Origin of the sequence: Kitasatospora sp. NBC_00070, from assembly GCF_045041205.1 — a bacterium.
Taxonomy (GTDB): Bacteria; Actinomycetota; Actinomycetes; order Streptomycetales; family Streptomycetaceae; genus Kitasatospora.
In genome coordinates, this window is record NZ_CP108247.1 from 2,262,024 (window position 1) to 2,282,907 (window position 20,884).

Here is a 20,884-nt window from a genome sequence, read left to right on the forward strand (position 1 = left end):
CCGTCGGACGGGACGGGCGGAGCACGGCTCGGTGCCGTGCCCCGCCCGGTGAACCGCTGGGATCAGGAGGTCATGGAGGACTTCCGGGTCGAGATGATCTGGTCGATCAGCCCGTACTCCAGGGCCTCCTCGGCCGTCAGGATCTTGTCCCGCTCGATGTCCTCGCGGACCTGCTCGACCGGCTTGTTGGAGTGCTTGGAGAGCATCTCCTCCAGCTGCTCGCGCATCCGGAAGATCTCCCGGGCCTGGATCTCCAGGTCGGAGACCTGGCCGCGACCGGTCTCGGTGTAGGGCTGGTGGATCAGGATCCGGGCGTTCGGCAGCGCCATCCGCTTGCCGGGGGTGCCCGCGGCCAGCAGCACGGCCGCCGCGGAGGCCGCCTGGCCCATGCAGACGGTGGTGATGTCCGGCTTGACGTACTGCATGGTGTCGTAGATCGCGGTCAGCGCCGTGAAGGAGCCGCCGGGCGAGTTGATGTACATCTGGATCTCGCGGTCCGGGTCCATCGACTCCAGGCAGAGCAGCTGCGCCATGATGTCGTTGGCCGAGATGTCGTCCACCTGGGAGCCGAGGAAGATGATGCGCTCCTCGAACAGCTTGGCGTACGGGTCGTACTCACGAATGCCCTGCGAGGTGCGCTCGACGAAGCGCGGGACGATGTAGCGGCCCTCGGCCCTCGGGGCGGTGAACTCGGTGCGCACGGTGTTCATGGGGTGTTCGGTCCTCCGAAACGTGACGGTCGGTTGGGTCTGCTGCCGGCTGCTGTCAGGCGCCGGTGCCGCCGCCGCCGGGAACGTCCGCGGCGCTGTGCATGATCGAGTCGATCAGGCCGTACTCCTTGGCCTGCTCCGGGGTGAACCAGCGGTCCCGGTCGGAGTCCGCGGTGACCCGCTCGAAGGACTGACCGCTGTGCGCGGCGATCAGCTCGGACATCCGCTTCTTGGTGCGGAGCAGCTGCTCGGCCTGGATCCGGATGTCGGTGGCCGAACCGCCGAGACCGGCGGAGGGCTGGTGCATCAGGATGTTGGCGTTCGGCAGCGAGAAGCGCTTGCCCTTCGCACCGGCGGTCAGCAGGAACTGACCCATCGAGGCCGCCATGCCCATCGCGATGGTGACCACGTCGTTCTTGATGTACTGCATGGTGTCGTAGATCGCCATGCCCGCGGTGATCGAACCACCGGGCGAGTTGATGTACAGGTAGATGTCCTTCTCCGGGTCGGCCGCGAGGAGAAGGAGCTGCGCTGTGATCTTGTTGGCGATGTCGTCGTCGACCTGCTGGCCGAGGAAGATGATCCGCTCGTTGAGCAGCCGGTTGTAGACCTGGTCGCCCAGGCCGCCGAGCACGTCACCACCGGCGGCGTGCGGCGCCATCAGGCCAGGCATCTGCATCTGCGGGAACGTCACTTAGCCACCTGCTCAGTCGAATTGGACGGCCGCGCTACAGCCGCCGCTCTGTCGCACAGCTAGATATCACTGCGTGAATGTCACTGTCTAAGGACCCTAACGCGCAGGCCCGGCCGCAGAATCCCCCACGCAGAACTGTTCGCTGTGAGCGCAGGGTCCGAGCGGCAACGACGGACGGCCCGGACACCCCGCTGACGGGGTGTCCGGGCCGTCCGGAACAGGCTGGTGCTACCGGGGCGTGATCAGGCCTCGGTGGTCTCGGCGGCGGCCTCGACCGCCTCGGTCGACGTCTCGGCCGACGCCTCGGCGGCGTCCTCGTCCTCGTCGTCCTCGAAGGACACGACGTCGCCGTTGGTGTCGGTGACCTTGGCGGCCTCGACCACCAGCGCCAGCGCCTTGCCACGGGCGACCTCGCCGACCAGCAGCGGCACCTGGTTGCCCTGGACCACCTGCTGGGCGAACTGGTCCGGCGTCATGCCGGAGCCCGCCGCACGGCGGATGAGGTGCTCGGTGAGCTCCTCCTGGTTGACGCCCAGCTTCTCCTTGTCGACGATCTCGTCGAGCACGAACTGGGTCTTGATGCCCTTCTTGGCCTGGTCCTCGGTCTCCTTGGCGAAGTCCTCGACGGACTTGTCCTGGGTGGCGAGGTAGGTCTCCAGGGTGAGGCCCATGGGCTCGAGCTGGTGGTGCTCGAGGTTGTGCTTGCGGGTCTCGACCTCGTCCTTGAGGAGCTTCTCCGGGTAGTCCATCTCGACCAGCTTCAGCAGCTCGTCGAGCACCCGCTCCTGGGCCTGGGTGGCCTGGTCGAACTCGCGCATCCGCTCGAGGCGCTTGCGGGAGTCGTCCTTCAGCTCCTCCAGGCTGTCGAACTCGCTCGCCATCTGGGCGAACTCGTCGTCCAGCTCGGGGAGTTCCTTCTCCTGGACGGTGACCACGGTGACGGTCACCTCGGAGCTCTGGCCGGCCTGGGTGCCGCCCTTGAGCTCGGTGGTGAAGGTCTTGGTCTCGCCGGCCGACAGGCCGACCACGGCCTCGTCGATGCCGTCCAGCAGGCGGCCGGAGCCGATCTCGTAGCTCACGCCGGTGGCGGTGCCGTCCTCCGGCACCTCACCGTCGACCTTGGCCTCGAGGTCGACGACCACGACATCGCCCTCGGCGGCGGCGCGCTCGACGTCCTTGACCGAGGAGAAGCGCTCGCGCAGCTGCTCCAGCGACTTCTCGACGTCCGCGTCCTCGACCACGATCGGGTCGACGACGACCTCGATGCCGGCGAAGTCCGGGAGGGTGATCTCGGGACGGACGTCGACCTCGGCGGTGAACTTGAGGTCACCGCCGTCGGCGAGGTTCTCGACACCCTCGATGTCGGTGATGTCGGGCTGTCCGAGGACCTCGATCTTGCCCTCGTCGACGGCCTGCGTGTAGAAGCGCGGCAGGGCGTCGTTGACCGCCTCTTCCAGCACGGCGGCACGGCCGAAGCGCTGGTCGATGACGCGGTTCGGGATCTTGCCCTTACGGAAGCCCGGGACCGAGACCTGCTGGTTGATCTTCTTGTACGCCGCGTCGAGGCTGGGCTTGAGCTCCTCGAAGGGCACCTCGACGGTGAGTCGAACCCGGGTCGGGTTCAGAGTCTCGACGGCGCTCTTCACGGTTGGGTCTCCTAGAGGCTTGCGGTCAGGTTGTCTACGCCGTCCGACGAACGGCCGTGGGCCGATCGGGTTCGGGCGAGACGGGTGATGGGCGGTTGGAGCTGCATCTCCCGTACGGGGGTGGACGGTGAGCGTGACTCCTCGCCCTCGGGCGGTCTGACCTGTGCACATGCCACAGGGACGACCGCCAGCGGCCCATCCTACCGGTAGCACGAAAGGCGGACGCCAGGGCGCCGCTGTTCGGGTCGCCCACACGGCCCGAAGGACCCCCGAACCCGGCTCCCCGCACGGCCCCGGACGGTCGCATCAACGTCCGAATTCCGGACGGGCCGGGCCCGGCCGGGAAAAGGGGACGCGCCACCTGGCACACCGTCAGGTTCGCCGTCGGCGTACCCGGCGCTCCGGTCACGACCCCGTGAAACGCCAACAGGGCCCCGCGCACCGACGAGACCCTGCCGCACTGTCGGGGTGGCCGGATTCGAACCGACGGCCTTCCGCTCCCAAAGCGGACGCGCTACCAAGCTGCGCCACACCCCGTGGTGCCGAGAGGAAGCGTACACGCCGCCCAGGGCGCCCCATTGGTCATATCGGAGACCCGCCGGACACCCCGAACGGCCAAAGCGGTGTGCGAGCAACCGACCCGACCAGGTACGCTGACCCTGTCCTCGAGACCGGCAACGGGCCCGAGGTCGCCGTGTGCTCAGGCACCGCACGCGGGTGTAGCTCAATGGTAGAGCCCCAGTCTTCCAAACTGGTCACGCGAGTTCGATTCTCGTCACCCGCTCCAACACTTCGGCCCCCCGGTCAATGACCGGGGGGCCGAAGTCGTCTGAGCCGGGGTCAGACCCTGATCAGACGCTGACGCCGTGGGCGCGCAGGTACGCGACCGGGTCGATGTCGGAGCCGTAGGACGGGCCGGTGCGGACCTCGAAGTGCAGGTGCGGGCCGGTCACGTTGCCGGTGGCGCCGGAGAGGCCCAGCTGCTGGCCGGCCGAGACGGTCTGGCCGACCTTGACGGAGATCGAGGAGAGGTGGGCGTACTCGGAGTACTTGCCGTCGGCGTGCTTGACGACGACCTCGTTGCCGTAGGACCCGCCGTTGCCGGCCGAGACGACGGTGCCGGTGGTGATGGCCTTGACCACGGTGCCGGTCGAGGCACGGAAGTCGACGCCGGTGTGGTAGCCGCTGGACCAGGAGGAGCCGGAGGCGTGGTAGGCGGTGGAGGTGCCACCACTGACCGGGGCGACGTAACCGCCGGCCGCCACGGTGGCGGGCTTGGCGGCCTCGGTGGTGGCCGGGGCGGTGGTGGTCGACTTGGCCTTGGGGGCCGTGTCGGCCTTCGGAGCCGGGGTCGACTTGGAGCGGGACGCCTTGGTGGAGTCCGTGGTGCTCGTGGAAGAGGAGGAAGAGGACTTGGTCTCGGTCTTCGGCGCCTCGGCGGCCTTCGGGGCCTCCGCGGCGGGCTGCGGCGCGACGGCCGCGGCCTGGCCGGCGAGCGAGAGCTGCTGACCCGGGTAGATCAGGTTCGGGTTGCCACCGACCACCGAGCGGTTGTCCTGGTAGAGCTTCTCCCAGCCGCCGTCCACCTGCTTGGCGGTGGCGATCTTCGAGAGGGTGTCGCCGCTGACGACCTGGTAGCTGCTCGCGACCGGGGCGGCCGGAGCGGAGACCGGAGCCACGGTGGTGGCGGCGGTCTCGGTGGCGATGGTGGTGACGGCGGCGGCCGGGGCGGCCTGCGGCACGGAGGCGGCGGCGTGGCCCTGGTGGGCGCTGGCGGCGGCGACCGGCAGCGCGAAGGTGGCGCCGAGCACGCCGGTCGCGACGGCGATCCGGGTCAGGTGGGACAGCTGGACGCGACGGTGCTTGCCCTGTGCGGACATGGGGGTGGTCCTCTCCGACGCCTACGAGGTGAGCTGTCGGGTGCGGGCTGGAGATGCCCGGCCGCAGGAATGCGGCTTAACCCCAAGCCGTCCCGGTTCACACCGGTTCGGCGACTTACCTTGGGTCCCCCGCTCCTGCCATGCGTGCCTTGTACGAGGCGCCGGGCGGCGGCAGGACTCGGCGTTCCGCCCGGTTGAGCCCATCCGGTCGTTCACCGGACAGGCCTCGAAGCAAAGCCGATCGGCCGCCCGCTGGCAAGCCCCGGTTGAACGATGAACAAGGATGATCAGGGACGAAGGTCACTTCCGGTCCGGGACTTGCGACCCGGAGGGCCCGATTCGGCGACACTTCGTCCCCGATCGGTTCACGGAGGGTGGCCGATATCGCCGTCCGTACCCACCCGGTCCCGCTCCGCCAGCGCCGACAGTGACACCGCTCACGCCGGGCCGATACGCTCGCCACGGTCGCGCTCGAACGAAGGTGTTCGAAGCGCCGTCGAGCAGAGTTCTGTCGAGCGAGGAGCCCCGTCTGTGCGCCCCGAGGAACGGCTGGCCGTCATCCAGCGCGCGGCGGTCCGCGAGCTGGCCCGGCTCGGCCAGGAGTTCACCGCCGACGGTCCGCTGCTGCGCGGGCCCGGCACCACGGCGGTGGCGTTCCGGGAGCACGACGAGCACGGCACCGGCGGCGGCCACGTCGACCTCGGCTACGTGCTGCGGCTCGGCCAGGGCGACGCGCCGGTGATCTGGGACTGCGCGGCCGGCGTCGGCGGCACCGAGGTGGAGCGGCTGGACAGCGCGGTGCGGATGTGGGCGGGCACCACGGCGAGTGCCGTGGTCGGCCTGCTGACCGGCGGCGGCGACCACTACGACGCCCCCGAACTCCCGGGCTGGCACGTCGTGCAGGGCCCGGCCGCGGTGTTCGGCGTCGACACCGACCCGCTGTTCGACTGGGTCGCCGAGCGGGATCTCGGCCCGGTGCTGGCCGCCGCCGTGCTGCCGGAGCTGGCCGAGCGTCAGGTCAACGGCGTGAAGCTGTTCTTCGGCGGCAAGGCGGGCGACGACGTCGCCGAGGTCCGGATCAACGGGACGGTCTGCGAGTCGGCCTCCACCACGCTGCGCGCGCTGGACTGGCCGCGCGGTGAACGGCTGTGCTGGGCCCGGCTGTTCCTGCTGCTGGTCGCCGAGCATCCGGTGACGGAGACCCCGGGACAGGCCGAACCCCCGCCGCGGCGCGGCCGGTTGGGCCGCTGGTGGCGGGGCCGTCGCTGAGACCGGCCGAAGCCGGCCCGACCCGGGTCAGGCGCGCCAGGTCAGCTGGCGACCGAGGAGATGGTCTGGGCGAGTTGGGTCAGGAAGTCCTGGATCGGCTTGGCCGCCGTGGACTGGCTCAGCATGAAGCCGAAGAGCGCGGCCATGACCGCGTGACTGGTCTTCAACTGCTTGTTGCGGATGAAGATGACCACGATGATCCCGAACAGGACCAGCGCTGAGACGGAGAAGGCCACCAGGACTCACTTCCTCATTCTTTCGTAGCGAGCTTCGTGGCGGGCCCAATCCCCCGAGACCCCCGAGAACCGACCGTCCCACCCGAACTCAGTGTGGTCGTTCGTGCCGACTGCGTAAAGGACTTGCCGGAAGGCAGCCGCGAAGATCCTGCGATGTGAGACGAATTTCCGCCGACCGAGACGATAGCCCAGCCAACCTGACGGGCCGTCGAACGGGTACCCCTAACTGGAAGTTGACCGCTCCCGGGCTGGTGGGGCCGGACCTAGATCCACTGCACCGGGCCGCGGTCAGGAATGGCCGAAGACCGGCGCACCGACTTGACACAGTTCGGCCACCGGTCGGTCACCCGCGCCACAGCAGCAGGACCGCCCGGTCGTCGTTGACGTCCTTGGCCACCGACTCGATCAGCTTCACCGCCGAGCCCCGGCCGCCGTGTTGGGAGAACGGGGCGCCGCCGACCAGCCGGTCCGCCTCCCCCATCAGCCGGTCCATCCCCTCGGTCAGGTCCCGGCCGGGGATCTCCACCATGCCGTCGGTGCAGAGCATCAGCACGTCGCCCTGGTCCAGCCGTCCCCGGACCGCCTCGAAGACCGCACCGTCGTAGACCCCGAGCAGCGCGCCCTCGACCGACTCCTTGATCTCCCAGCGGCCGGTGCCGGCGTGCCGCTGCATCCCGGGCAGGTGCCCGGCCGACAGCAGCTCGTACTCGCCGGTCTCCAGGTCCAGCACCAGGTGCACGGCGGTCGCGAAGCCCTCGTCCCAGTCCTGCCGGAGCAGGTAGCCGTTGGCGGCGGGCAGGAACTGGTGGGCCGGCAGCGAGCCGAGCAGCCCGCCGAACGCGCCGGAGAGCAGCAGTGCCCGGGAGCCCGCGTCCATGCCCTTGCCCGAGACGTCGGCGAGCACCACCTCGAGGGTGCGGCGGCCCGGGCCGGTCCTGGTGGCCACCACGAAGTCGCCGGAGAAGGACTGGCCGCCGGCCGGGCGGAGCGCCATGTCGGCGGACCAGCCCTCGGGCAGCGCGGGCACCCTGCTCTGCACCCGCAGCCGCTCGCGCAGGTCGAACAGCATCGAGCCGCCGCCCCGCCAGGGCACGCCGACCCGGCTACGGAACTGGGCCAGCAGCAGCCCGGCCACCCCGACCGCGCCGACCACCAGGGCGGCGCCGGGGGTGACGCCGAAGACGTAGGTGTCGGGCCGGTCGCTGGCCACCCGCTCGCCGGTGTGGATCAGCGACTCGACCGAGAGCCCGAGCGCGGCGGCCGCGTACAGCAGCACCAGGGTGCCGGGGCGCAGCAGCAGGGCCCCGGCCAGGATCGGCAGCACCAGCGCGGTGGGCGGCGCCCAGGCCGGGATCAGGACGTTGAGCACCACCAGCAGCGGGACGGTCGCGAACAGCACCGCGAAGGCGAGCCAGTCGGAGGCGTCGCCGCGGAAGTAGTCCACCCCGGTCCGGCGCAGCACTCGGCGGACCCGGTGGAGCCTGCTGCGCAACCGGGCCGTCCACGGGGTGTCGGCCGCCTGCGCGGCCGGGCCCGTCTCAGTCGGCCGGGGCGTGAAACCCGGCGTGCTGCCAGCCATGGGCTCTGACCTTATCCACCGGCGTGGCCCGCCGTCGACGGTTGGGGCGCCGCCGGGCGCACCGTTCCGCGCGGCTCAGTGGATTTCGGCCGCCGGAGGCGCCCACCTGCCGCTGGAACCCGGGAGGTCAAGCCGCCGAATGTCGCTCGCGCACGATGCGACTCGGTGATAGCTGTTGGCATATGACCGCTGATGAGACGACAGTTGACGGCCTGGCCGTACGTACACTGACGAGCCGGGAGTGGGACGGCTGGTACCGGACCCTGGAGGTCGCCTTCGGCGGCCAGGAGGAGCACCCCGAGGAGCGGGCGCTCTGGCGGGAGTTGACCGAGCCGGACCGCTCGCTGGGGATCTGGGACGGCGCCGACCCGGTGGCCTGCGCCGGGGCGTTCTCGCTCCGGATGACCGTGCCGGGCGGGATGGTGGTTCCGGTCGCGGCGGTCACCATGGTCGGGGTGCTGCCGACCCACCGGCGGCGCGGCCTCCTCACCGGGTTGATGCGCCGTCAGCTGACCGGCCTCCGGGACGGCGGTGAGGCGCTCGCGGTGCTGACCGCGTCGGAGTCCGGCATCTACGGCCGGTTCGGCTACGGCCTGGGCAGCTGGCGGATGGCACTGACCGCGCCGACCGGCCGGGTCCGGGTGCAGGCACCGGTGGACCGCGAGATCCGGCTCCGGCTGGCCGACCCGGTGGCGAGCGGCCCGGCCTGCGAGCGGCTGTACGCCGAGCTGGTGCCCGGCCGGCCGGGGATGCTGGAGCGCCGACCCGGCTGGGAGCAGCTCCCGCTGCTCGACCCGCCCGCCGGCCGGGACGGCTACTCGCCCCGGCAGTGCGTGCTGGCCGAGGACCGGGCGAGCGGCCGGCTGCTCGGCTACGCCAGGTACGCGGTCTCGGTGGACTGGGGCACCGAGGACATCCCGGACGGCACGGTCCGGGTCCGGGACGTCGAGGCGCTCACGCCCGGGGTGTACGCCGCGCTCTGGGACTACCTGCTCAACCTGGACCTGGTCCGCCGGGTGACCGTTGCCAACCGCCCGGTGGACGACCCGGTGCTGCACCTGGTCGACGACCCGCGCCGGCTGGAGCCCCGGCTGGGCGACGCGCTGCACGTCCGGCTGGTCCGGCTCGACGAGGCGCTGGAGCAGCGCGGGTACGCGACGGCGCTGAACGTGGTGCTGGAGGTGACCGACCCGTTCGCGCCGTGGAACGCCGGGCGCTGGCGGCTGCGCAGTGCCGGCCCCGGCAAGGGGGCGAGCTGCGTCCGTACCGAGGACCCGGCCGATCTCGCGCTGGACGTACGGGAGTTGGGGGCCGCCTACCTGGGCGGCGTGCGGCTCGCGGCGCTCGGCCGGGCCGGGTTGGTGCGGGAGCTGGGCGACGGCGCGCTGGCCGAGGCCGACCGGGCCTTCGCCTCGGACCTCGCGCCCTGGCTGCCGCACGGCTTCTGACGGTCCGGAACGGTCAGACCTGCGGGTGGTGGGCGGGGATCGGCGGGAGCTCGCCGGTGGTCTCGTACTCGGAGAGCATCTCGATCCGGCGGGTGTGCCGCTCCTCGCCGCTGTACGGGGTGTTGAGGAAGATCTCGACGAACCGGGTGGCCTCGGCCTCGGTGTGCATCCGGCCGCCGACGCTGATCACGTTGGCGTTGTTGTGCTCGCGGCCGAGCGAGGCGGTCTGCTCGCTCCAGGCCAGCGCCGCCCGGACTCCCTTGACCTTGTTGGCGGCGATCGCCTCGCCGTTGCCGGAGCCGCCGATCACGATACCCAGCGACTCCGGGTCCGCGGCGGTGCGCTCGGCCGCCCGGAGGCAGAACGGCGGGTAGTCGTCAACCGCGTCGTAGATGTGCGGGCCGCAGTCGACCGGCTCATGGCCGTTCTCCTTCAGCCACTGGACGAGGTGGTTCTTGAGGTCATATCCGGCATGGTCGGAACCCAGGTACACGCGCATGCGCAGATTGTGGCACGCGCGGGCCGCCGGGCCCGGTCGGCGGGTCGGATTCAGGAGGCGCGCCGGACCAGCTTCCAGGCCAGCGGCAGCGCGCCCATCGCCAGCACCAGCTTCAGCGCGTCGCCCACCAGGTAGGGGTAGAGCCCGAGTTCGGCCGCGCGGGCCAGCGGGACGTGCAGCGAGGCGGCCAGGTACGGAACGCCCACGGCGTAGATCACCAGGGTGCCGAGCAGCATCGCGCCGGCCGTCCGCAGCGGGCTGCGGTCCGCACCGCGCCGGGCCAGTGCGCCGACCAGGCCGGCCGCCAGCACGAAGCCGATCACGTAGCCGAGGCTGGGCATCGCGAAGCCGGCGCTGCCGTCGGCGAACCAGGGCAGGCCCGCCATCCCGGCCAGCAGGTAGAGGCCGAGCGAGGCGATGCCGCGCCGGGCACCGAGCGCGGTGCCGACCAGCAGGGCCGCGAAGGTCTGGCCGGTGACCGGGACGGGCGAGCCGAGCACCGGCACCGAGAGCTGGGCGGCCAGGCCGGTGACCGCGGCTCCCCCGGCGACCAGGGCGAGCTCGCGGACCTGGGCGCCGAACCGGGATCCGGCCTGCGGGAGCAGGTCGGCGAGGACCGGGGTGGCGGTGGCGGACGTGGCGGTGGCCATGGGCGGGTCTCCTGACGACTCGTTCGGTGATCACTTGTGAACCTATGCCGCCGCCCGGGCCGACGAGGGCGTCGGATCCGACCAAGGGCCGGTGCCCCGGCTTGTCGTATTCGACCCATTCCGGCCAGAACGGGTGATGATGCGATCACTTTCCGTCAGATGACCGTCCGGATGGCGGTCTCCCGACCCTGGATATTGGCATGCCCACCATCCGTACCGAATAGTGGACGGTCTCTCCCGCTATCCGTACAGAGTCTGGACCCAGCTGATGTCCTCCCCCACCCCCCAGCCGACGCTGGAGCCCGCCGAGCAGCCCGCCGAAGGCGCCACCGGCGGGCTCACCCACGGCCTGAAGCAGCGTCACCTGTCGATGATCGCGCTCGGCGGCGTGATCGGCGCCGGGCTGTTCGTCGGCTCCGGAGCGGGCATCGCCGCGGCCGGCCCGGCCATCGTGCTGGCGTTCGCCGCCTCCGGCCTGCTGGTCATGCTGGTGATGCGGATGCTCGGCGAGATGTCGGCGGCCCGCCCGGCCACCGGCTCCTTCTCGGTGCACGCCGAGAAGGAGATCGGCCCCTGGGCCGGCGTGGCCTCCGGCTGGGTGTTCTGGACCCTGCTCTGCGTGGGGGTGGCCGCCGAGGCGATCGCCGCCGCAGGGATCGTGCACGGCTGGCTGCCCGGGGTGCCCAGCTGGGCCTGGGTCGCGCTGTTCATGACCTTCTTCTGCGGCACCAACCTGGCCGCCGTGAAGAACTTCGGCGAGTTCGAGTTCTGGTTCGCCGCGATCAAGGTGACCGCGATCGCCGCCTTCCTGGTGATCTGCGTGCTGGCGATCCTCGGCCTGCTGCCCGGTGTGCAGGCCCCCGGCACCGGGAACCTGACCGGCCAGGGCGGCTTCCTCCCGAACGGGGTCAGCGGGCTGGTCACCGGGCTGCTCGCCTCGGTCTTCGCCTACGGCGGCCTGGAGACGGTGACCATCGCCGCCGCCGAGTCCGAGAACCCCCGGCGCAGCGTGGCCATCGCCGTGCGCACCGCGATGTGGCGGATCGCGCTGTTCTACGTCGGCTCGATGGCCGTGATCGTCACGCTGGTCCCGTGGAACGACCCCGAGGTGGTCAGCAGCGGTCCGTACGTCGCGGTGCTGGACACCATCGGCATCCCGAACGCCGCGCAGCTGATGAACGTGGTGGTGCTGATCGCGCTGCTCTCCGCGATGAACGCCAACATCTACGGCTCCTCGCGGATGGCGTACTCGCTGGTCCAGCGCGGCCAGGGCCCGCGGGTGCTGGCCAAGGTCAGCGGCGGGGTGCCGCGGGTCGCGGTGCTGGCCTCCTCGGCCTTCGGCTTCTTCGCGGTGCTGCTCAGCTTCAAGTGGCCCGACACGGTGTTCGCCTGGTTGCTCAACATGGTCGGCGCGGCGGTGCTGGTGGTCTGGGGCTTCATCGCGGTGTCCCAGCTGCGGATGCGGCGGCGGCTGGAGCGGGAGGCGCCCGAGCTGCTCAGCGTCCGGATGTGGGCCTTCCCCTACCTGACCTGGGTGGCGCTGGCGGGCATCGTCACGGTGCTCGGGCTGATGACGCTGGATCACGACAACCGGGTCCAGCTCTACTTCACCGCGGCGCTCACCCTGGCGCTCTCGCTGGCCGGCCGGCTCAAGCAGCGCCGGGACGCCGAGGCGGCGACCGACGTCTGACCCCCGGTCAGCCCGAAGGCCCCGGCCCGCCGACGCGGACCGGGGCCTTCGGCGTGCCGTCACTCGAAGGACGGGCCCGCGGTACGGGTGCGCTTGATCTCGTAGAAGCCGGGGGTACCGGCCACCAGCAGGGTGCCGTCCCAGAGCCGGGCGGCGGCCTCGCCGCGCGGGGTCGGGGTGACCACCGGGCCGAAGAAGGCGACCCGGTCGCCGTCCGGACCGTCCACCGCGATCACCGGGGTGCCGACGTCCTCGCCGACCAGGGTGATGCCCTCGGCGTGCGAGGCGCGCAGCGCCTCGTCGTACTCGGTGGAGTCGGCCGCGTCGGCCAGCTCGACCGGCAGACCGGCCGCGACCAGGGCCGCCTCGATGGTGGCCCGCTCGTTCGGCAGGCCCTGGTTGTGGAAGCGGGTGCCGAGCTCGGTGTAGAGCGGGCCGAGCACCTTCTCGCCGTGCGCCTGGGCGGCCGCGATCAGCACCCGGACCGGGCCCCAGCCCTTGGCGACGAAGTCCTTGTACTGCTGCGGCAGGTCCTCGCGGTGCTCGTTCAGCACCGACAGGCTCATCACGTGCCAGCGGGTCTGCACCGGGCGGAGCTGCTCCACCTCCAGCATCCAACGGGACGTCATCCAGGCCCACGGGCAGGCCGGGTCGAACCAGAAGTCGGCGATCTTCTTGGAGTCTGCGGTCGTCACTGACGGCGTCCTTCGGTCGGTAGGGGCGGTTCCACCCTGGGCAACAGCGGTGGGGCCCCGCTGATTCCGACCTGACCTGTGCAATGGCACCACGCGGCACACGTGAAAGGATGCGCCTGGGAGGACCTCCCGACAGAGACCGAGCGATCCGGACAAAGGAGAACCGCCCGTGCCGGGCAAGAACCTGAGCCGCGAGGAAGCCCAGCACCGGGCCGCCATCCTCTCGGTGGACAGCTACCGCGTCCACCTCGACCTGACCTCGGCCGTCGACCCGACGGCCGCCACCTTCCGGTCGACCACCACGATCGCCTTCCACTCCGCCGAGGCCGGGGCGGCGAGCTTCGCCGACCTGCTCGCGCCGCGGGTCCGGACCGTGACCCTGAACGGGCGCGAGCTGGACCCGGCCGAGGTGTTCGACGGCACCCGGGTGCAGCTGGCCGACCTGGCCGAGCAGAACCTGCTGGTGGTCGAGGCCGACTGCGCCTACAGCCGGACCGGCGAGGGCCTGCACCGCTTCGTCGACCCGGTGGACGGCGAGACCTACCTCTACACCCACTTCGAACCGGCCGACTCCCGGCGGGTGTTCACCAACTTCGAGCAGCCCGACCTGAAGGCCCCGTTCACCTTCACGGTGACCGCGCCGGCGGCCTGGGACGTGTACGCCAACGGCGTGCACACCGCGGTCACCGAGGAAGGCACCGCCCGGGTCTGGGAGTTCGCGCCGACCCAGCCGATCGCCACCTACCTGACCGCCGTGGTGGCCGGGCCGTACCACGTCGAACGCGACCACTACAGCCGCGAGTTGCCCGACGGCTCGACGCTGGAGATCCCGCTCGCGGCGACCTGCCGCAAGTCGCTGTCGAAGCACTTCGACGCCGACGAGATCTTCACCGTCACCAAGCAGGGCCTGGACTTCTTCCACGCCGAGTTCGACTACCCGTACCCCTTCGGCAAGTACGACCAGTGCTTCGTCCCGGAGTACAACATCGGCGCGATGGAGAACCCCGGCTGCGTGACCTTCCGGGAGGAGTTCGTCTTCCGCTCGAAGGTCACCGAGGCGGCGTACGAGGGCCGGGCGAACGTCATCCTGCACGAGATGGCGCACATGTGGTTCGGCGACCTGGTCACCATGAAGTGGTGGGACGACCTCTGGCTGAAGGAGTCCTTCGCCGACTTCATGGGCTCGTACGCGCTGATCGGCGCGGGCACCAAGTACAAGGCCGCCTGGATCACCTTCGCCAACCGGCGCAAGGCGTGGGCGTACCGGCAGGACCAGTTCCCCACCACCCACCCGATCACGGCCGACATCCGGGACCTGGAGGACGCCAAGCTCAACTTCGACGGCATCACCTACGCCAAGGGCGCCTCGGTGCTCAAGCAGCTGGTGGCGTACGTCGGCGCGGAGGCGTTCTTCGAGGGCGCCCGCACGTACTTCAAGCAGCACGCCTTCGGCAACACCGTGCTCGGCGACCTGCTCGGCGCGCTGGAGCAGACCAGCGGACGGGACCTCAGCTCCTGGGCCGCCGCCTGGCTGCAGACCTCCGGGGTCAACGCGCTCACCCCGCAGCTCACCGTGGACGCCGAGGGCCGGATCACCGAGCTGGCCGTGCTCCAGGACGGCGCCACGCTCCGGCCGCACCGGATCGCGATCGGCTTCTACGAGCGGGACACCGACGGCGCGCTGGTGCGCACCGAACGGGTCGAGCTGGACGTGGACGGCGCCCGCACCGTGGTGCCCGAGCTGGCCGGCAAGCCGCGCCCGGCGCTGGTGCTGCTGAACGACGACGACCTGACGTACTGCAAGATCCGGTTCGACGACCACTCGCTGGAGACGCTGCGCGAGGGCCTCGGCGAGATCGACGAGCCGCTGTCCCGCGCGCTGGCCTGGTCCGCCGCCTGGAATCTGACCCGGGACGGCCTGATGCCGACCCGGGACTACCTCGCCTTGGTGGACCGGTTCGCCGGCCCCGAGTCGGACATCGGGGTGCTGCAGTCGCTGCACCAGCAGGCCAAGGGTGCCCTCGACCTGTACTCCGCGCCGGAGCACCGGGCAGCGGGCGCGCGGCAGTTGGCGGGCTGCGCACTGCGCGAGCTGCGGGCCGCCGAGCCGGGCAGTGACCACCAGCTGGCCTGGGCCAGGTTCCTGGCACTGACCGCCGACCAGCCCGAGCAGCTCCAGCTGGTCGAGGGTCTGCTGGCCGGCACCGCGAAGGTCGACGGCCTGGCGGTCGACCAGGAGCTGCGCTGGGCACTGCGGCTCTCGCTGGCCTCGGCCGGCCGGACCACCCCCGAGGAGCTGCGGACCGAGCTGGAGCTGGACAACACCGCGAGCGGGCGCCAGTACCTGACGCAGACTCTGGCCGCGCTGCCCACCCCCGGGGCCAAGGCCACCGCCTGGGCCGCCGTGCTGGACTCCGACGAGCTGCCGAACGCGCTGGTGGAGGCCCAGATCGCGGGCTTCGCCCAGCCCGGCCAGCGGGAGCTGACCGCCGGGTACGCCGACACCTACTTCGAGGTCATCGAGTCGGTCTGGGCCCAGCGCTCGATCGAGATCGCGATGCGGATCGTCGGCGGCTTCTTCCCCCGGTTCCAGACCGACCCGGCCACCCTGGCCGCGGCCGACGCCTGGCTGACCGAGCACCCCGGCGCCGCCCCGGCGCTGCGCCGCCTGGTGCTGGAGTGCCGGGACGACCTGGACCGCGCGCTGCGCGCGCAGGCGGTCGACCGGGGCTGAACGCACTGACGGGGCCGCCCACTTGTCGAAGTGGGCGGCCCCGTCGGCGGTTGGCCGCAGGTTACTTCAGGGTGGCCGACGTGAGACCCGACTGCACCTGACGCTGGAAGGACAGGTACACCACCAGCACCGGCAGCATCGCGATGGTCATACCCGCGAACAGCGCCGGGGCGTCGCTCTTGTAGCCGGACTGCAGGGCGAGGTTGACCAGGCCCTGGGCCAGCATCGAGTGGTCCGCCTCGCCGGCCGAGGTCGGCTGCATCAGGGTGACCGGCAGGATGTACTGGTTCCACTGCCCCAGCACGTTGAAGATGCCGACGCTGATCAGACCGGGCTTGGCCATCGGCACCATCACCTGGAAGAACGCCCGCGCGTGCGAGCAGCCGTCCAGCATGGCCGCCTCGTGGATCGCGGTCGGCAGCGTCCGGAAGAACGAGTGCAGGAAGAACACGGTGAACGGCAGCGAGTACGCCGTGTACACCAGGATCAGGCCGCCGTAGCTGTTCAGGCCCAGGTACGGGCTGATCTCGCCGAGGTTGCGGACCATGAAGAAGAGCGGGACGAGCGCGAGGTAGACGGGGAACATCGCGCCCGCGACGAACAGGAAGTAGATCGACCGGTTGCCCTTGAACTCGTAGCGGGCCAGCACGTAGGCCGCCATCGCGCCGAGCAGCATGGTCAGGGTGAGCGAACCCGCCAGCACGATCAGGGTGTTGGCGAAGAAGCCGCCGATGCCCTTCTCCCAGGCGCTGCCGAAGTTCTTGAAGCTCCAGGAGGTCGGCCAGCTCCAGGCGCTGGTGTTGATCTGGGTGTCGGTCTTGAACGAACCGAGCACCACCCAGGCCAGCGGGAACAGGATCAGCAGGGCCCAGATGGCCAGGAAGCCGTGCGAGAACACGTTCAGCACCCCGCCGCCGTCGGCGAAGCGCGCCTCCTTGGCCGGCGGCCTGGGCTTGACGGAGCGTTGGGCCGGAACGGTCGTGGTCTTGTCGATGCTGGTACTCATGCCATGCCCCGCTCAGTACTCGATGCGCTCGCGCCGGGTGACCCGCAGCGAGACGACGGACAGGATGAGGGTGAAGAAGAAGATCACAACACCCATCGCGCAGGCGTAGCCCGCCTCACCGAAGGCGAGGAAGTTGCGCATCAGGTACGTCGACATCAACTCGCTGTGGTGGTCCGGGCCACCGCCGTAGGTGCGGCCCGGGGTCATGCTGGCGACCAGTGCGAAGGCGTCCATCGCCACGATGGCGAGGTAGACCCAGGCGGTCTGGATGGTCTCCCAGAGCAGCGGCAGGGTGATCTTGAAGAAGGTCTGGCCACGCTTGGCGCCGTCCAGCAGCGCCGCCTCGTAGATGTCCTTCGGGATCGACTGCATGGCCGCCGAGAACAGCACCAGGTAGAACCCGACGCCGCCCCAGATCAGGACGCCCATGATGCACCAGAGCACCAGGTTCGGGTCGTTCAGCCACTCGACCGGGTGCTGCGGGTCGCCCAGGCCGAGCTTGAGCAGCGCGCCGTTGGCCAGACCCGCGCCGTCGCTGCGGTACACCGCCTGCCAGAGCACCGCCAGAATGGCGATCGACAGGACCTGCGGGAAGAAGAAGACCACCTTGTAGAAGGCGGCGCCCGCGACGCCCTGGACACCGCCGGTCCCGCCCTTGCCGCCCACGTTGAGCATGAAGGCGAAGAACAGCGCGATCAGGATGGTGGCGATCGGGAGCACCGCGAGCAGGAGCAGGTTGTGCCATAGCGCGCCGAGGAAGACCTCGTCACCGAGGAGCTTGGTGTAGTTGTCCAGGCCGACGAAGTTCATCTCCTGGCTCTGCCCCGACCAGTCGGTCAGGGAGTATCCGAAGGTCTGCGCGTAGGGCCAGAGCACCAGGCCCACGTACAGCACGATCGGAAGAAAGAGGAACCCCACGATGAAGGGGTACTTGCCGTGACGCATGGTCACTTCTCCTGTCCGTCAGGCGTTGACGCACCGGGGGACTGGTGCGGGAGCCCCCCGGTGCGCTGTGTCACGTCGCCGGTCAGGCGGTCTTGTTCTTGGTGGCCGACTCCTTGGCGCGCTTGATCCACTCCGCCGGAGTGATGCGCTTGGCCAGCAGCTCGCCGGAGGCGTTCTGCAGGTCCTCGTCGAACTTGCTCGCGGTGTTCGGGTACTGGAAGTTGAAGACGTTGGCGCCCGCCTCCTTCAGTGCCACCACGGTGGACTTGGTGCCCGGCTTCAGCTGGACGTCCGGACCGACACCGTCCTTGAGGCAGGTGAGGCTGTTGGCGGCCTGGGCGAACTTGCCCGACGCCTCCTTGGTCAGCATCATCCGGAGGAACTCCAGGCCGCCGGCCACGTTCTTGGCCTTGGCCGGCACCACGAACGGCTCGCCGGAGCCGGCCCGGATGGCCTCGAACGGAAGCTTGTCGCCGGGGAGCGACGGCATCGGCAGGAAGGTCATCTCGAAGTCGGCCGGGGTGGAGGAGAGCTGCTCGTTCTCCAGCCAGGAACCGGACGGGATGAAGACCGCCTTGTACTGGTTCCACGCGGTCTGCGACTCGGTGTGGGTCATGCCGTTGGTGCCGGGCAGCAGGAAGTCCTTCTCCACCACCTGGAAGAACGCCTCGACGGCGGTCTTCACGGCCGGGTCGTCCCACGCGGTCGGGTCGAGCTTGTCGATCCGGGCCATCAGGTCGAGGCCGCCCTGCTTGGCGATCATGTCCAGGATGGCGACGTTGATGTAGTACGGGTACTTGCCCTGGTGGGCGAGCGGGGCGATGCCCTTGGCCTTGGCCTTCTCACAGATGGTGATGAAGTCGGCCCAGGTCTTCGGCGCGGTCCAGCCGTTGTCCTTGAAGAGCTTGTTGGAGAACCACAGGCCCCACATGGTGTACGCGTACGACAGGTTGTAGACCTTGCCGTCGATGGTGCCGGACTCGATGGTGCCGGGCATCAGGACGTCGCGGACCTTCTTCGACGGGTCGTCGATGTAAGGCGCGTCCAGCAGCGGGGCCAGGTCGACCAGGCTCTTGTCCTTGGCCAGGACGTCGAGCTTGATCTGCTTGTTGCCCGAGTCGTCGATGACGTCCGGCGGCGAGCCGGCGTTGAAGCGCGGCTGCAGCTTGCCGGTGATGTCCTTGTCGGCCTGCTGGTCGACCTTGGCGTCCGGGTAGGTCTTGGCGTAGATCGCGGCGAACGCGGCCAGGTAGTCCTTGCCGTAGCCACCGTCGAAGATGAAGACCTCAAGACCCTTCTTGGCGTCCACGCCGAACGGGTTCTTGGCGTCCTTCAGGTTGTACTCGCCGGCCTTCTTGCCATCGCTGCTGCTGCTGCCACCGGCACAGGCGGCGAGCAGCGAGCCGCTGCCGGCCGCGAGCACGGTGATGGCCGCGGCCCGCTTGAAGATGTCACGGCGGTTGTACTCGGTTGCAGAGCCCATGAGTGCCCTAACCCCTCGGTGTCCAGAAGATGCGTACAGGTACTGACGGATCGTCAATTCCTGCCAGTGAGGCGCGCCCAGCGGCCAAGGGGCCGGTCAGAGGCGGTTTCTGTGATGGGCAAAGGTATAGTCCACTGTTCATCTGGCAGCAATAGCCGGACCGCCCGATGCGGCCCCTGGGGGCCAAAGCGTTGTCGGCGATGCAGCATGTGCAATGTGCAGGAGGCCTGCATATTTGCCCGTCCGGCCCGTCGATGGAGGAGAATCTAGCGCGGTTGTGTTCGTTTGAACATAGAAACGCGCAGCTTCGCGCATCACAGAACAGTGACGCACGAAGCCGCGCGCAGCGAATCGACTGTTGGGAACCTGTCAGAACTTGAGGCCCTTGTCGAGCGCCTTCACCAGGGTGCCGCTGCTGTCGTCGTTGTCGAGGGCCCAGAGCATGACCCCGCCGAGCCCGCCGAGGCGGCTGTACGCGGCTTTGTAGCTCAGCACCTCGGGGGTGTCGAAGGTGTACAGGGTGGTGCCGTCGTACTTCCAGCCGGCTCCGCGCAGCCAGTCGGTGTGCACCGTGCCGGGCAGGTTCTTCACGTCCTTGTAGGGCAGGTCGGCGACCGCGGCGGTGGCCGGCTGGTACAGGCCGTTCTTCTTCGGCCCCGGCTGCACGCCGGTCCAGCCGTGCGCGTAGAACGGCACCCCGAGCACGGTCTGACGGGCCGGCAGGCCGCGCTCGACGTAGTGCCTGACCACCTTGTCAGCGCTGCGCTGCGTCGGCGAGGGGTCGGCGGGGTCCGCGAACAGGTTGGCCTGGTGGGCGGTCGGCCCGGTGCCCTCCCAGGGGCCGTGCAGGTCGTAGGTCATCAGGTTGAGCCAGTCCACCGACCTGGCGACCTGCGGGAGCTCCAGCCGGTCCGCCACGGTCTCGTTGGCGGCCACGGCGGCGGTCAGCAGATAGTGCTGCCGCGACTTCTTCCCCAACTCGTCCAGCTGACGGCGGAACTCCTGCACCAGCAAAGTGAAGTTGTGACCGTCCTCGGGGCGGGAGACGTTGCCCGCGTCGCCGCCGCCGCCCGGGTACTCCCAGTCCAGGTCGATGCCGTCGAAGACCCCGGCGCCGGCCCCGGCACCACCCTCGGCCGAACCGAGCTGCGGCAGGTTGCCCCGGAGGTAGAGGTCCAGGCAGGAGGAGACGAAGACCTTCCGGGAGGCGTCGGTCAGCGCGGCGTCCGAGAAGTACTTCGACCAGGTCCAGCCACCCAGCGAGATCACGGCCTTGAGCTGCGGGTTCTTCGCCTTGAGCTTGCGCAGCTGGTTGAAGCTGCCCTTCAGCGGCTGCTCGGTGGTGTCGGCCCTGCCGTCCACCGACTGCTCGGCACCGACCGGGCGCTGGTAGTCGGCCCAGGCGTCGCCGACCCCGGCCTCGTTGGCCTCGAAGCACTTGCCCTCGGCACTGACGTTGCCGAAGGCGTAGTTGATCACCGTGAGCTTCGCGGCCTGACCGGAGGTCTGCACGTTCTTGAACTCGAAGCCGCTGTAGACGCCCCACTGGGTGAAGTAGCCGACCCGCTGGCCGTTGAGGCGCGGGGCGGTGTGGGCCTGGGCGGCGGTGGGGGCCAGAACGGCGGCGACGGTGACGGCCGCGAGCAGTGCAGAGGTTCTTCTGGGCATGGGGGACCCGCTCTCTGAATCAGCGTCAATTGGTCTGGACCATCTGCTGATT

The 20,884-nt window shown here is 70.1% G+C and carries 17 protein-coding genes, 2 tRNA genes and 1 riboswitch; of the genes, 5 read left to right on the plus strand and 14 right to left on the minus strand.

The window, feature by feature from the left end; genetic code table 11:
• Nucleotides 1-62: 62 nt before the first annotated feature.
• The 4 genes from OHV05_RS10465 to OHV05_RS10480 all read right to left on the minus strand — a co-directional run bounded on the left by OHV05_RS10465 (nucleotide 63) and on the right by OHV05_RS10480 (nucleotide 3,587).
• On the minus strand, nucleotides 63-710 hold the full coding sequence (locus OHV05_RS10465) for an ATP-dependent Clp protease proteolytic subunit (RefSeq protein ID WP_405017437.1): 648 nt from the start codon (nucleotides 708-710) through the stop codon (nucleotides 63-65).
• Between the two features lie 55 nt (nucleotides 711-765).
• On the minus strand, nucleotides 766-1,383 hold the full coding sequence (locus OHV05_RS10470) for an ATP-dependent Clp protease proteolytic subunit (protein ID WP_376775800.1): 618 nt from the start codon (nucleotides 1,381-1,383) through the stop codon (nucleotides 766-768).
• A 263-nt stretch (nucleotides 1,384-1,646) separates the two neighbouring features.
• The gene (gene tig, locus OHV05_RS10475; protein ID WP_405017438.1) at nucleotides 1,647-3,050 is read right to left on the minus strand and encodes a trigger factor; all 1,404 of its coding nucleotides are present in this window, start codon (nucleotides 3,048-3,050) and stop codon (nucleotides 1,647-1,649) included.
• A 463-nt stretch (nucleotides 3,051-3,513) separates the two neighbouring features.
• A tRNA-Pro gene (locus OHV05_RS10480) sits at nucleotides 3,514-3,587 on the minus strand.
• Nucleotides 3,588-3,763: 176 nt separating this feature from the next.
• Here OHV05_RS10480 and OHV05_RS10485 point away from each other — a divergent pair.
• A tRNA-Gly gene (locus OHV05_RS10485) sits at nucleotides 3,764-3,837 on the plus strand.
• A 64-nt stretch (nucleotides 3,838-3,901) separates the two neighbouring features.
• On the opposite strand, the gene OHV05_RS10490 is transcribed toward OHV05_RS10485, so the two are convergent.
• Nucleotides 3,902-4,930, minus strand: coding sequence for a peptidoglycan DD-metalloendopeptidase family protein (locus OHV05_RS10490; RefSeq protein WP_405017439.1), 1,029 nt, complete (start codon nucleotides 4,928-4,930; stop codon nucleotides 3,902-3,904).
• A 5-nt stretch (nucleotides 4,931-4,935) separates the two neighbouring features.
• A riboswitch (cyclic di-AMP (ydaO/yuaA leader) is annotated at nucleotides 4,936-5,124 on the minus strand.
• A gap of 337 nt (nucleotides 5,125-5,461) precedes the next feature.
• Between OHV05_RS10490 and OHV05_RS10495 the strand changes: the two genes are divergently transcribed.
• Complete coding sequence (locus OHV05_RS10495; protein ID WP_405017440.1) at nucleotides 5,462-6,199, plus strand: DUF6348 family protein; 738 nt, start codon at nucleotides 5,462-5,464, stop codon at nucleotides 6,197-6,199.
• A gap of 41 nt (nucleotides 6,200-6,240) precedes the next feature.
• On the opposite strand, the gene OHV05_RS10500 is transcribed toward OHV05_RS10495, so the two are convergent.
• Nucleotides 6,241-6,435 carry a hypothetical protein gene (locus OHV05_RS10500; protein ID WP_057238501.1) on the minus strand — a complete coding sequence of 65 codons (195 nt, stop codon included), beginning with the start codon at nucleotides 6,433-6,435 and terminating at the stop codon, nucleotides 6,241-6,243.
• Nucleotides 6,436-6,778: 343 nt separating this feature from the next.
• Entirely contained in the window at nucleotides 6,779-7,927 is a 1,149-nt protein-coding gene (locus OHV05_RS10505; protein WP_403033757.1) for a PP2C family protein-serine/threonine phosphatase, read from the minus strand.
• Nucleotides 7,928-8,196: 269 nt separating this feature from the next.
• Between OHV05_RS10505 and OHV05_RS10510 the strand changes: the two genes are divergently transcribed.
• On the plus strand, nucleotides 8,197-9,462 hold the full coding sequence (locus OHV05_RS10510; RefSeq protein WP_405017441.1) for a GNAT family N-acetyltransferase: 1,266 nt from the start codon (nucleotides 8,197-8,199) through the stop codon (nucleotides 9,460-9,462).
• Between the two features lie 13 nt (nucleotides 9,463-9,475).
• On the opposite strand, the gene OHV05_RS10515 is transcribed toward OHV05_RS10510, so the two are convergent.
• A complete protein-coding gene (locus tag OHV05_RS10515) occupies nucleotides 9,476-9,961 on the minus strand; it encodes a ribose-5-phosphate isomerase (protein ID WP_403033659.1) in 486 nt (161 codons plus the stop codon).
• A 50-nt stretch (nucleotides 9,962-10,011) separates the two neighbouring features.
• Nucleotides 10,012-10,611 carry a biotin transporter BioY gene (locus tag OHV05_RS10520; RefSeq protein ID WP_405017442.1) on the minus strand — a complete coding sequence of 200 codons (600 nt, stop codon included), beginning with the start codon at nucleotides 10,609-10,611 and terminating at the stop codon, nucleotides 10,012-10,014.
• Nucleotides 10,612-10,879: 268 nt separating this feature from the next.
• Between OHV05_RS10520 and OHV05_RS10525 the strand changes: the two genes are divergently transcribed.
• Nucleotides 10,880-12,301 carry an amino acid permease gene (locus tag OHV05_RS10525; RefSeq protein WP_405017443.1) on the plus strand — a complete coding sequence of 474 codons (1,422 nt, stop codon included), beginning with the start codon at nucleotides 10,880-10,882 and terminating at the stop codon, nucleotides 12,299-12,301.
• A 59-nt stretch (nucleotides 12,302-12,360) separates the two neighbouring features.
• Here OHV05_RS10525 and OHV05_RS10530 read toward each other — a convergent pair whose 3' ends face one another.
• Complete coding sequence (locus OHV05_RS10530) at nucleotides 12,361-12,996, minus strand: disulfide bond formation protein DsbA (protein WP_405017444.1); 636 nt, start codon at nucleotides 12,994-12,996, stop codon at nucleotides 12,361-12,363.
• 169 nt (nucleotides 12,997-13,165) lie between these two features.
• On the opposite strand from OHV05_RS10530, the gene pepN reads away from it, so the two are divergent.
• A complete protein-coding gene (gene pepN / locus OHV05_RS10535) occupies nucleotides 13,166-15,730 on the plus strand; it encodes an aminopeptidase N (protein WP_405017445.1) in 2,565 nt (854 codons plus the stop codon).
• A gap of 61 nt (nucleotides 15,731-15,791) precedes the next feature.
• Here the strand turns inward: pepN and OHV05_RS10540 are convergent, their stop codons facing one another.
• The 4 genes from OHV05_RS10540 to OHV05_RS10555 all read right to left on the minus strand — a co-directional run bounded on the left by OHV05_RS10540 (nucleotide 15,792) and on the right by OHV05_RS10555 (nucleotide 20,832).
• Entirely contained in the window at nucleotides 15,792-16,736 is a 945-nt protein-coding gene (locus tag OHV05_RS10540; protein WP_057238476.1) for a carbohydrate ABC transporter permease, read from the minus strand.
• 12 nt (nucleotides 16,737-16,748) lie between these two features.
• Complete coding sequence (locus OHV05_RS10545) at nucleotides 16,749-17,681, minus strand: carbohydrate ABC transporter permease (RefSeq protein WP_403033673.1); 933 nt, start codon at nucleotides 17,679-17,681, stop codon at nucleotides 16,749-16,751.
• 82 nt (nucleotides 17,682-17,763) lie between these two features.
• Nucleotides 17,764-19,164: an N-acetylglucosamine/diacetylchitobiose ABC transporter substrate-binding protein gene (gene ngcE, locus OHV05_RS10550; RefSeq protein WP_405017446.1), complete on the minus strand. Its 1,401-nt coding sequence runs from the start codon at nucleotides 19,162-19,164 to the stop codon at nucleotides 17,764-17,766.
• Between the two features lie 369 nt (nucleotides 19,165-19,533).
• The gene (locus OHV05_RS10555; RefSeq protein ID WP_405017447.1) at nucleotides 19,534-20,832 is read right to left on the minus strand and encodes a glycoside hydrolase family 18 protein; all 1,299 of its coding nucleotides are present in this window, start codon (nucleotides 20,830-20,832) and stop codon (nucleotides 19,534-19,536) included.
• Nucleotides 20,833-20,884: the final 52 nt, after the last annotated feature.

What these genes read in the sequence shown, in the direction of transcription:
- OHV05_RS10465 (WP_405017437.1), bottom strand. Translation starts at nt 710, where the DNA reads ATGAACACCGTGCGCACCGAGTTCACCGCCCCGAGGGCCGAGGGCCGC.
- OHV05_RS10470 (WP_376775800.1), bottom strand. Translation starts at nt 1,383, where the DNA reads ATGCCTGGCCTGATGGCGCCGCACGCCGCCGGTGGTGACGTGCTCGGC.
- OHV05_RS10490 (WP_405017439.1), bottom strand. Translation starts at nt 4,930, where the DNA reads ATGTCCGCACAGGGCAAGCACCGTCGCGTCCAGCTGTCCCACCTGACC.
- OHV05_RS10510 (WP_405017441.1), top strand. Translation starts at nt 8,197, where the DNA reads ATGACCGCTGATGAGACGACAGTTGACGGCCTGGCCGTACGTACACTG.
- OHV05_RS10515 (WP_403033659.1), bottom strand. Translation starts at nt 9,961, where the DNA reads ATGCGCGTGTACCTGGGTTCCGACCATGCCGGATATGACCTCAAGAAC.
- OHV05_RS10520 (WP_405017442.1), bottom strand. Translation starts at nt 10,611, where the DNA reads ATGGCCACCGCCACGTCCGCCACCGCCACCCCGGTCCTCGCCGACCTG.
- OHV05_RS10525 (WP_405017443.1), top strand. Translation starts at nt 10,880, where the DNA reads ATGTCCTCCCCCACCCCCCAGCCGACGCTGGAGCCCGCCGAGCAGCCC.
- OHV05_RS10540 (WP_057238476.1), bottom strand. Translation starts at nt 16,736, where the DNA reads ATGAGTACCAGCATCGACAAGACCACGACCGTTCCGGCCCAACGCTCC.
- OHV05_RS10545 (WP_403033673.1), bottom strand. Translation starts at nt 17,681, where the DNA reads ATGCGTCACGGCAAGTACCCCTTCATCGTGGGGTTCCTCTTTCTTCCG.
- ngcE (WP_405017446.1), bottom strand. Translation starts at nt 19,164, where the DNA reads ATGGGCTCTGCAACCGAGTACAACCGCCGTGACATCTTCAAGCGGGCC.
- OHV05_RS10555 (WP_405017447.1), bottom strand. Translation starts at nt 20,832, where the DNA reads ATGCCCAGAAGAACCTCTGCACTGCTCGCGGCCGTCACCGTCGCCGCC.